The sequence below is a fragment of the Streptomyces sp. 12E genome, assembly GCF_055633275.1.
On sequence record NZ_JBVNCJ010000001.1, the window covers coordinates 1089860 to 1098975 of the forward strand.

8 protein-coding genes and 2 pseudogenes are annotated in these 9116 nt (G+C 74.3%); 7 read left to right on the top strand and 3 right to left on the bottom strand.

Translation table 11 applies throughout. The annotated features are described in order from the left end of the window. Positions 1-8: 8 nt before the first annotated feature. The 5 genes from ACZ8ZB_RS05130 (at position 9) to mug (ending at position 5302) form a co-directional block, all read left to right on the top strand. A complete protein-coding gene (locus ACZ8ZB_RS05130) occupies positions 9-1391 on the top strand; it encodes a hemolysin family protein (protein ID WP_470736526.1) in 1383 nt (460 codons plus the stop codon). After that, a complete protein-coding gene (locus ACZ8ZB_RS05135) occupies positions 1388-2401 on the top strand; it encodes a hemolysin family protein (RefSeq protein ID WP_470736527.1) in 1014 nt (337 codons plus the stop codon). The genes ACZ8ZB_RS05130 and ACZ8ZB_RS05135 overlap by 4 nt, the downstream gene beginning before the upstream one ends. A gap of 58 nt (positions 2402-2459) precedes the next feature. After that, positions 2460-3242, top strand: coding sequence for an SGNH/GDSL hydrolase family protein (locus ACZ8ZB_RS05140; RefSeq protein WP_470736528.1), 783 nt, complete (start codon positions 2460-2462; stop codon positions 3240-3242). Between the two features lie 72 nt (positions 3243-3314). Beyond that, complete coding sequence (gene purB / locus ACZ8ZB_RS05145; RefSeq protein WP_470736529.1) at positions 3315-4757, top strand: adenylosuccinate lyase; 1443 nt, start codon at positions 3315-3317, stop codon at positions 4755-4757. After that, on the top strand, positions 4754-5302 hold the full coding sequence (gene mug / locus ACZ8ZB_RS05150; protein ID WP_470741423.1) for a G/U mismatch-specific DNA glycosylase: 549 nt from the start codon (positions 4754-4756) through the stop codon (positions 5300-5302). Before purB ends, mug begins: the two co-directional genes overlap by 4 nt. A 132-nt stretch (positions 5303-5434) precedes the next feature. On the opposite strand, the gene ACZ8ZB_RS05155 is transcribed toward mug, so the two are convergent. Both ACZ8ZB_RS05155 and ACZ8ZB_RS05160 read right to left on the bottom strand, forming a co-directional pair. Continuing rightward, a complete protein-coding gene (locus ACZ8ZB_RS05155; protein ID WP_470736530.1) occupies positions 5435-6157 on the bottom strand; it encodes an ABC transporter permease in 723 nt (240 codons plus the stop codon). A gap of 2 nt (positions 6158-6159) precedes the next feature. Then, positions 6160-6375, bottom strand: a pseudogene (locus tag ACZ8ZB_RS05160) (ABC transporter ATP-binding protein); the annotation flags it as partial. Between ACZ8ZB_RS05160 and ACZ8ZB_RS05165 the strand changes: the two are divergent. Continuing rightward, positions 6371-6645, top strand: a pseudogene (locus ACZ8ZB_RS05165) (response regulator transcription factor); the annotation flags it as partial. The pseudogenes ACZ8ZB_RS05160 and ACZ8ZB_RS05165 sit on opposite strands and share 5 nt — an antisense overlap. Positions 6646-6740: 95 nt before the next feature. Further along, positions 6741-7922 carry an ROK family transcriptional regulator gene (locus ACZ8ZB_RS05170; protein WP_470736531.1) on the top strand — a complete coding sequence of 394 codons (1182 nt, stop codon included), beginning with the start codon at positions 6741-6743 and terminating at the stop codon, positions 7920-7922. A gap of 258 nt (positions 7923-8180) precedes the next feature. Here the strand turns inward: ACZ8ZB_RS05170 and ACZ8ZB_RS05175 are convergent, their stop codons facing one another. Beyond that, positions 8181-8942 (bottom strand): GntR family transcriptional regulator, encoded by a 762-nt coding sequence (locus tag ACZ8ZB_RS05175; protein ID WP_470736532.1) that lies wholly within the window; start codon positions 8940-8942, stop codon positions 8181-8183. Between the last annotated feature and the right edge of the window lie 174 nt (positions 8943-9116).

The window sequence follows — 9116 nt, forward strand, 5'->3', positions numbered from 1 at the left end:
GTGACCCGATGACCGAAGTGCTCCTCCTTCTGGCGGCGATCCTGCTCTCGCTCGCCTGCGGCGCGTTCGTCGCGGCCGAGTTCTCCCTCACCACGGTCGAGCGGGGCGAGCTGGAGCGGGCCGTCGAACGCGGTGAGCGGGGAGCCGCGGGCGCCCTCGAAGCCGTACGGAACCTGACCTTCCAGCTCTCCGGCGCGCAGCTCGGCATCACGGTCACCAACCTGGTGGTCGGCATGCTGGCCGAGCCGTCGATCGCCGCGCTGCTCGCGGGCCCGCTGGAGGACATCGGCGTCTCCGGTTCGGTGGCGCGCTCCCTCGCCCTGGTGATCGGCACGGCCCTGTCGACGGTGTTCCTGATGGTCGTCGGCGAGCTGGTGCCCAAGAACTGGGCGATCTCCTCGCCGCTGGCCGTCGCCAGACGGGTGGGCAACGCGCAACGCTGGTTCAGCGCCGCCTTCCGCCCGTTCATCACGCACCTGAACGACACGGCCAACCGCATAGTGCGCCGCATCGGCGTGGAACCCGCCGAGGAACTGGAGTCCGCGCGCGGTCCGCAGGAGCTCGCGGCGCTCGCCCGGCACTCCGCCCGGGAGGGCGCCCTGGAGCCGGACACCGCCGAGCTCTTCGTCCGCACGCTGAACCTCGCCGACCTCACCGCCGAGAACGTGATGACACCGCGCGTCCAGGTCGTCGCACTGGAGGTGCACGCCACCTGCGAGGACGTGGCGAACGCGACCCGGGCGACCGGACTGTCCCGTTTCCCCGTCTACCGCGACACCCTCGACGCGGTCGTCGGCACCGCGCACGTCAAGGACGTACTGGCGCTGCCCGCCGAGCGCCGCGCCCGGGTGCCCGTGTCGGAGCTGATGCGCGAACCGCTGCTGGTCCCCGGAACGCTCACCGTCGACCGGCTCCTCGACCGGCTCTCCGGGCGGCGCACCATGGCCGTGGTGATCGACGAGTACGGCGGCACGGCCGGCGTGGCCACGCTGGAGGACATCGTCGAGGAGGTCGTCGGCGAGGTCCGCGACGAGCACGACCCGCACGAGACCCCCGACCTGGCCCGCGCCGGCACCGACGCGAGCGGGCGCGCCCTGTTCTCGGCCGACGGCTCCGCGCGGGTGGACCAGCTCGCCCGGGTCGGCCTGCGCGCGCCGGAGGGGCCGTACGAGACCCTCGCCGGACTCGTGGCGGCCGAGCTGGGCCGGATCCCGGCCGTCGGCGACACCTTCGAGGTCGCCGGCTGGCGCCTGGACGTGGTGGACGCCACCGGCCGCCGCGCGGCACGCGTCCTGCTGCACGCGCCCCTCGACGACCGGCACACGACGGACCGGCACGCGACGGACCGGCGGACGGCCGGGACCACGGATGACAGGGGGGCGCGGCGATGACCGTCGTACAGCTGCTGATCGGTCTGGCGACCCTGGTCGTCAACGCCTTCTTCGTCGGCGCCGAGTTCGCGCTGATCTCGGTCCGCCGCAGCCAGATCGAGCCGTACGCGGACGGGGGCGACCGGCGCGCGAAGAGCGTGCTGTGGGGCTTGGAGCACGTGTCCGCGCTGATGGCGGCCGCGCAGCTCGGCATCACGCTGTGCACCCTGGTGCTCGGCGTCGTCGCCGAGCCCGCCATCGCGCACCTGCTCGAACCGGTGTTCCACGCGGTGGGCGTGCCGGAGGGCGCGGGGCACGCGGTGTCGTTCGTGATCGCGCTGACGCTCGCGACGTACCTGCACATGCTGCTCGGCGAGATGGTGCCGAAGAACATCGCGCTCGCCGAGCCGGTGCGCAGCGCCCTGCTGCTGGGTCCGCCGCTGGTGGCGCTGTCCCGCGCGCTGCGCCCGGTGATCTTCACGGTCAACGCGTTCGCCAACGTGCTGCTGAAGCTGATGCGGGTCGAGGCGCGGGACGAGGTCGTCGCGTCCTACTCGGACTCCGAACTGGCCCAGATCGTGAAGGACTCCGGCGAGGCGGGCCTCATCGACGACCGCGCGCGGGAGCGGCTGCACGACGCGCTGGAGCTGGGCCGACGGCCCGTGCGGGACGTGGTGATGCCGCTGGAGCGCGTGGTCTACGCGAGCGTGGGGGTCACCCCGGAGGGGCTGGAGCGGCTGTCGGCGGAGTTCGGCTTCTCCCGCTTCCCGGTGGTGGACGAGCAGCGGCGGATCGTGGGCTACCTGCACGTGAAGGACGCCCTCGACGCCTCGCCGCGGGACCTGCCGTTCCGGCTGGGCGACATGCGGCCCATCGCGCGCGTGCGGGAGAGCACGCCGATGGACGACGTCCTCACCGCCATGCGGGGCAGCCGTACGCATCTGGCGGCCGTCCTGGGGAGCGACGGGCGACTGGCCGGACTGGTGACCATGGAGGACGTGCTCCAGGAGCTGTTCGGGCAGCGGGCCTGAGCACGGGGACGGGTGACCGACCGCTGGGTATGTGCCGCGGGATACCATCTGTGTCGCCATGCAGACTGATCCCACACCCACCCACAGCAGCCTCGTCGCCCTCGGCGACTCCTTCACCGAGGGCATGTCGGACCTCCTTCCCGACGGCACCTACCGGGGCTGGGCCGATCTCCTCGCCGCGCGGATGGCGGCCGTCCGCCCCGGTTTCCGGTACGCCAACCTCGCGGTGCGCGGCAAGCTGATCCAGCAGATCGTCGACGAGCAGGTCGAGGTCGCCGCCGCCATGCGGGCCGACGTCGTCACCCTGGTCGGCGGGCTCAACGACACCCTGCGGCCCAAGTGCGACATGGGGAGGGTGCGGGACCTGCTGACCGAGGCGGTGGAGCGGCTGGCGCCGCACTGCGGGCAGCTGGTGCTGATGCGCAGCCCCGGCCGCCAGGGGCCGGTCCTGGAGCGCTTCCGCCCGCGCATGGAGGCGCTCTTCGAGTGCGTCGACGAGCTCGCCGGGAAGCACGGCGCGCTGGTCGTCGACCTGTACGGGGCGCCGTCGCTCGCCGACCCCCGGCTGTGGGACGTGGACCGGCTGCACCTGACCGCGGACGGGCACCGCAGGGTCGCCGAAGCGGTGTGGCAGACGCTCGGGTACCCGCCGGAGGACCCCGAGTGGCACCTGCCCCCGGAGGCGACGCTCCCCCCGCGCTGGGTGGCCCGGCGGGTCGAGGACGCCCGGTTCGCCCGGCAGCACCTGCTGCCGTGGATCGGCCGCCGGCTCACCGGCCGGTCCTCCGGCGACGGGCTGCCGCCGAAGCGGCCCGAGCTGCTGCCGTACGAGGGCCTGTAACGCCTCCTTGTGGTTTCCTCCAGGTCACCCGGTGGCGCCGACCTGCAGGAATCGCCAGTAGACTCCGTGCACGTGACTGCTGCGCCCGCCAAGCCCCGTATCCCGAACGTCCTCGCCGGACGCTACGCCTCCGCCGAGCTCGCCACGCTCTGGTCGCCCGAGCAGAAGGTGAGGCTGGAGCGGCAGCTCTGGCTCGCCGTGCTGCGGGCCCAGAAGGACCTCGGGATCGAGGTGCCCGACGCGGCGATCGCCGACTACGAGCGTGTCCTCGACACCGTCGACCTGGCCTCGATCGCCGAGCGCGAGAAGGTCACCCGGCACGACGTGAAGGCGCGGATCGAGGAGTTCAATGACCTCGCCGGACACGAGCACGTGCACAAGGGGATGACCTCCCGCGACCTCACCGAGAACGTCGAGCAGCTGCAGATCCGGCTCTCGCTGGAGCTGGTGCGCGACCGCACGGTGGCCGTGCTGGCGCGCCTCGGCAAGCTGGCCGGTGAGTACGGCGAGCTGGTCATGGCCGGCCGCTCGCACAACGTGGCCGCGCAGGCCACCACCCTCGGCAAGCGGTTCGCCACCGCCGCCGACGAGCTGCTCGTCGCGTACGGCCGGGTGGAGGAGCTGCTGGGCCGCTACCCGCTGCGCGGCGTCAAGGGCCCGGTCGGCACCGCGCAGGACATGCTGGACCTGCTCGGCGGCGACGCGGACAGGCTCGCGGAGCTGGAGCGGCGGGTCGCCGGGCACCTGGGCTTCTCGCAGGCGTTCACGAGCGTCGGCCAGGTCTACCCGCGCTCGCTCGACTACGAGGTCGTCACCGCGCTGGTGCAGCTGGCCGCCGCGCCGTCGTCGCTGGCGAAGACGATCCGGCTGATGGCCGGGCACGAGCTGGTGACCGAGGGCTTCAAGCCGGGCCAGGTCGGCTCGTCCGCGATGCCGCACAAGATGAACACCCGCTCCTGCGAGCGCGTCAACGGCCTGATGGTGATCCTGCGCGGCTACGCCTCGATGACCGGTGAGCTGGCCGGCGACCAGTGGAACGAGGGCGACGTGTCCTGCTCGGTGGTGCGCCGGGTCGCGCTGCCGGACGCGTTCTTCGCGCTCGACGGCCTGCTGGAGACGTTCCTGACGGTGCTCGACGAGTTCGGCGCCTTCCCGGCGGTCGTGGCCCGGGAGCTGGACCGCTACCTGCCGTTCCTCGCCACCACCAAGGTGCTGATGGGTGCCGTGCGCGCGGGTGTCGGCCGCGAGGTCGCGCACGAGGCGATCAAGGAGAACGCCGTCGCCACCGCCCTCGCCATGCGGGAGCGGGGCGCCGAACGCAACGACCTCCTCGACAAGCTCGCCGCCGACGAGCGGCTGCCGCTCGGCCGGGCCGAGCTGGAGGCTCTGATGGCGGACAAGCTGTCCTTCACCGGTGCCGCGGGCGACCAGGTCGCCGCCGTCGTCGGCCGCGTCGACGAGATCGTCAAGCAGCACCCGGCGGCCGCCGGATACACCCCCGGGGCGATCCTCTGACCCGCTTCACCCAGGAGGAGCTGGAGGCCGCCCGCGACCGCCTCGTACCGGATGTGGTCGCGGACGGCCTGCGCGTGCTGTTCTGCGGCATCAACCCCGGTCTGATGACGGCCGCGACCGGCCACCACTTCGCCCGCCCCGGCAACCGCTTCTGGCCGGCCCTGCACCGCTCCGGTTTCACGCCCCGGCTGATGCTGCCGTCCGAGCAGTGGGAGCTGCCGTCGTACGGGCTCGGCATCACCAACGTCGTGGCGCGGGCGACCGCGCGGGCCGACGAGCTGGAGGCCGAGGAGTACCGGGAGGGCGGGCGGCTGCTCGCCCTGAAGGTGGCCCGGCTCCGTCCGCGGTGGCTGGCCGTGCTGGGCGTCACCGCGTACCGGACCGCGTTCGACGACCGCGGGGCGAAGGTGGGGCCCCAGGAGCGGACGATCGGCGGCACGCGGGTGTGGGTGCTGCCCAATCCGAGCGGGCTGAACGCCCACTGGACACCGGCGGCCCTGGCCGAGGAGTTCGCGCGGTTGCGGGAGGCCGCCGCGCGGCGGTAGGCGCAGGTGCGGCGGGCCCGGCCCACGGCCCGGGCGCTCTCCCCTCCGCCGGACCCGGCGGTCCGTGAACGGGGGCCGGGAGCCGTCCGGACCGCGGCCGGTCCCCGGAGCCGGCTCCCGGCCCCTCCCCGGTCAGGCGTCCCGGCGGCGCAGGCTCCACGCCCCCGCGAGGAGCGCGGCGGCCGTCCGCAGCGCGGTCACCGCCAGCCCCGGCCAGGGCCCCGGCGGTCCCTCGTGGGACCGCTGGAGGACCAGCTGCCCGGCCCGGTCGGGCAGGAAGTCGACGACGGGGCCGATCGCGCCGCCGATCACGAGGGAGACGACGATCACGAAGGGGATCAGCACGGACAGCGTGGCCACGCCGCTGCGCAGCAGCATCGCGAGCCCCGCGGCGAACAGGGCCGTCAGCATGAGGTAGACGCCGCAGCCCACGACCCCGCGCACCTGCGCGGCCCCGGTGAGGCCGTCCGTCAGGGAGCCCAGCCCCGCACGGGCGGCGAGGAGCGCGGCGAGGGCGGTCAGCAGCCCGGCGACGGGCGCGGGCACGGCGATGGCCGTCGCCTTGGCGGCGAACCAGCGGCCGCGCCGCGAAACCACCTCCAGCGAGAGCCGCAGGGCACCGTTCCGGAACTCCGACGACACGGCCGTGGTGCCGAAGGAGATCGCGGCGATCTGGCCCGGCAGGGCGCCGGACAGGGAGATGTACAGCGGGTCGAAGTCGTCCGGCATCTCCGAGGCGCCGGCGAGCGCGGAGAACGCCGTGCTCACGGCGAACAGCGCCAGGAGGGCCCCGGGGAGCGAGCGGAGCGTGCGGATCTTCAGCCACTCGGACCGGAGTACGGGTGCGAACTGCATGGTCAGGCCTCCTGGGGCTGTGCGGTGAACTCGGTCTCGGCCGCGGTCAGGTCCAGACAGGCCTGCTCCAGCGTGCCCTCGTCCGCCGCGAGTTCGAGGAGCGGCACCCCCGCGGCGGAGGCGAGGCGTCCGGTGTCGTCCGCCCGCGCGTCCGGCACGGTCCAGTGCCCGTCGGGATGTTCCGCCATCTCGTGGCCCTCCCGGGCGAGCGCGGCCTCGGTGCGGCAGTTGGCCGCCGAGTACGGGAGCGGGGCGGAAACCGCGCGGCGCGCGCCGTGCTGGAGCGGGCGCGGCTGACCGAGCGCGAGGGGGAGGTGCTGCGGCTGATGGCGCGGGGCCTGACGAACGCGGAGATCGCCGCGCGGCTGGTGGTGGGGACGGAGACCGTGAAGTCCCATGTGAGCGCCGTGCTGGCGAAGCTGGGGGCGCGGGACCGGACCCAGGCGGTGATCGCGGCCTACGAGTCGGGTTTCGTGGCGCCGGGCTGAACTCGCCTGCGAAGGGGGCCGTGCCCGGAGGTCGCCGGGGTCGGCGGCGCCGAGTACGATCCGCCCAACATGCGGACGAGCTGGGAGGACGGACGGTGGGTCGGCTGACCGGCGGGGACCCCTCGCTGCTGCGAAGGATCAACTCCGCGGTGGTGCTGCACGCGTTGCGGGCGACGGACTGCGCGACGCTGACCGAGGTGACCCGGGTGACGGGGCTGTCCCGGCCGACCGTCGAGGGCGTCGTGGAGGGGCTCATCGAGGCGGGGCTCGTCGTGGAGAAGGCGGCCGAGGAGGGGACCGCGCGGCGGCAGGGGCGGCCGGCGCGGCGGTTCCGGTTCCGGGCGGAGGCCGGGCATCTGCTCGGCCTGGAGATCGGCGTGCACCGGGTGGCCGCGCTGCTGGCCGATCTGGACGGCAAGGTGATCGGCGCGCAGGCGCGAGACGTCGACGAGACGGTCGACGCCGACGAGCGGCTGGAGCGGATCGGCACGGCCGTCGCGGAGCTGCTGCGGCGGGCCGGTGTTCCGCGCGGCTCGCTGCGGGCCGTGGGCGTGGGCACGCCGGGGATCGTGGAGGCGGACGGCACGGTGCGGCTGGGCACGGCGCTGCCCGGCTGGACGGGGCTCGGCCTCGGCGAGCGGCTGAGCCGGTCCTTCAAGTGTCCGGTGCTGGTGGAGAACGACGCCAACGCGGCCGTCGTCGCCGAGCACTGGAAGGGCGCCGCCCGGGAGACCGACGACGTGGTGTTCGTGCTGGCCGGGCTGAGTCCGGGCGCCGGCTCGCTGATCGGCGGGCGGCTGCACCGGGGGTACGGCGGGGCGGCCGGCGAGATCGGGGCGCTGCATCTGCTGGGCCGGGAGGCGACCCCCGAAACCCTGCTGTCCACCACGGACGAACCGCTGCACCCGCTCGACGAACAGGCCGTCGCGGACGTCTTCGCCCAGGCCCGCGAGGGCGACCAGCGGGCGCTGGCGGCCATGGACCGGTTCATCCGCCGGCTCGTCCACGACGTGGCGGCGCTGGTGCTGGCCCTCGACCCGGAGCTGGTCGTGATCGGCGGCTGGGCGGCCGGCCTGGACGGCGTCCTGGAACCGCTGCGCCGCGAACTGGCCCGCTACTGCCTGCGTCCGCCGAAGGTCGCCCTGTCCCACCTCGGCGAGGCGGCGGTCGCCACCGGCGCGGTCCGTCTCGCCCTCGACCACGTGGAGGAGCAACTCTTCGCGGTGGAGGGCACGGTGACGGCCCGCCGCCGGCGGCCGCGCTCTCCGGCCCGGTGAGGGCCGGGGCCTCGCCCCGGCACCGGCCCCCGGACGGGACGAACCGCGGGGACGCCGACGCCCCGGCACCCGGTCGATCCGCGGAACGGCGAACGCGCCGACGGCAGGTGCCCGGCGGGACGGCATCACGCTGACGGCGGAGGCGTACAGCGCGACCTCACGCCCTCAGCTGTCAGCCGGCCGGCCGTGAGCCGTCACCGCGCCGGCGCGACGCCGGCTCGCGCAGGGCGCGGGGCGCGTCGGCAGGCCGCCGCGCCCTCAGGACGCGTGGCGTTCCGGGCCGTGGTGGATCTCGACGCCGCCGAAGTCGCCGAAGGTCAGACGGCAGGTGTCCGCGCGGTACGTGGCCACGGAGAGCGCGGCGGCGCGGCCGCGGGCGATGAAGCGGGTGGTGACGACGAGGACGGGCGCGCCGGGCAGACGGTCCAGTTCCCGCGCGTCGTCCGCGCGGGCGGAGCCGAGCTCCACCGCGTTCTCCTGCCGCTCCAGCTCCAGGCGCTGCAGTTCCCGCAGCACCGCACGCGCGCGTGCGGTGCCGGAGGGCGCGTCGATGCCGGACAGGTCCGGTACCGAGTCCGCCGGGATGTAGAGGAGTTCGGCGGCGACGGGCTGGCCGTGAAAGACGCGGGAGCGCCGCACGACGTGCACGGACTCGTCGCGGCCGGTCACCAGCGTCTCGGCGACGGCGGCGGGCGGCGCCTCGAGCGCGCAGTCGAGGCTCTGCCAGGCGTCGTGCGGCCCGCCGGGCCAGGCGTGCTGTGCCGTGCCGACGGACACGCCCATGCGCGGCGGGGCGACCGTGGTGCCCACGCCGCGGCGGCGCTGCAGCCTGCCTTCGAGTTCGAGCTGTTCCAGGGCCTGCCGGAGCGTGGCGCGGGCGACGCCGAAGCGGGCGGCGAGGTCGCGCTCGTTGGGCAGGACCTCGCCCACCGAGAACTCCGAGTCCAGCGCCTCGCTGAGCACGGTCCTGAGGTGCCAGTACTTCGGTTCCGGCACCGTTTCCAGCTGCGTGGTCCCCACCCTGTCCTCCACGATCGCCGTGTCCGGCCGCGTTTTAGCGCCCTTGTTTATTAAAGGTTGTTTCACTTATCTGCGACGATAAGGTGCCCCTCACCCTTGGTCAAGACCAATCGGGCACGGCGACGGGCCCCCAGGGGCGCCGGGGGCTTCGGCGCAAAGGTTCCTGCCGGGCCT

Excerpts from the sequence above, each read along its gene's own strand:
- ACZ8ZB_RS05155 (WP_470736530.1), bottom strand. The coding sequence starts at position 6,157 with ATGCAGTTCGCACCCGTACTCCGGTCCGAGTGGCTGAAGATCCGCACG.
- ACZ8ZB_RS05135 (WP_470736527.1), top strand. The coding sequence starts at position 1,388 with ATGACCGTCGTACAGCTGCTGATCGGTCTGGCGACCCTGGTCGTCAAC.
- ACZ8ZB_RS05130 (WP_470736526.1), top strand. The coding sequence starts at position 9 with ATGACCGAAGTGCTCCTCCTTCTGGCGGCGATCCTGCTCTCGCTCGCC.
- ACZ8ZB_RS05140 (WP_470736528.1), top strand. The coding sequence starts at position 2,460 with ATGCAGACTGATCCCACACCCACCCACAGCAGCCTCGTCGCCCTCGGC.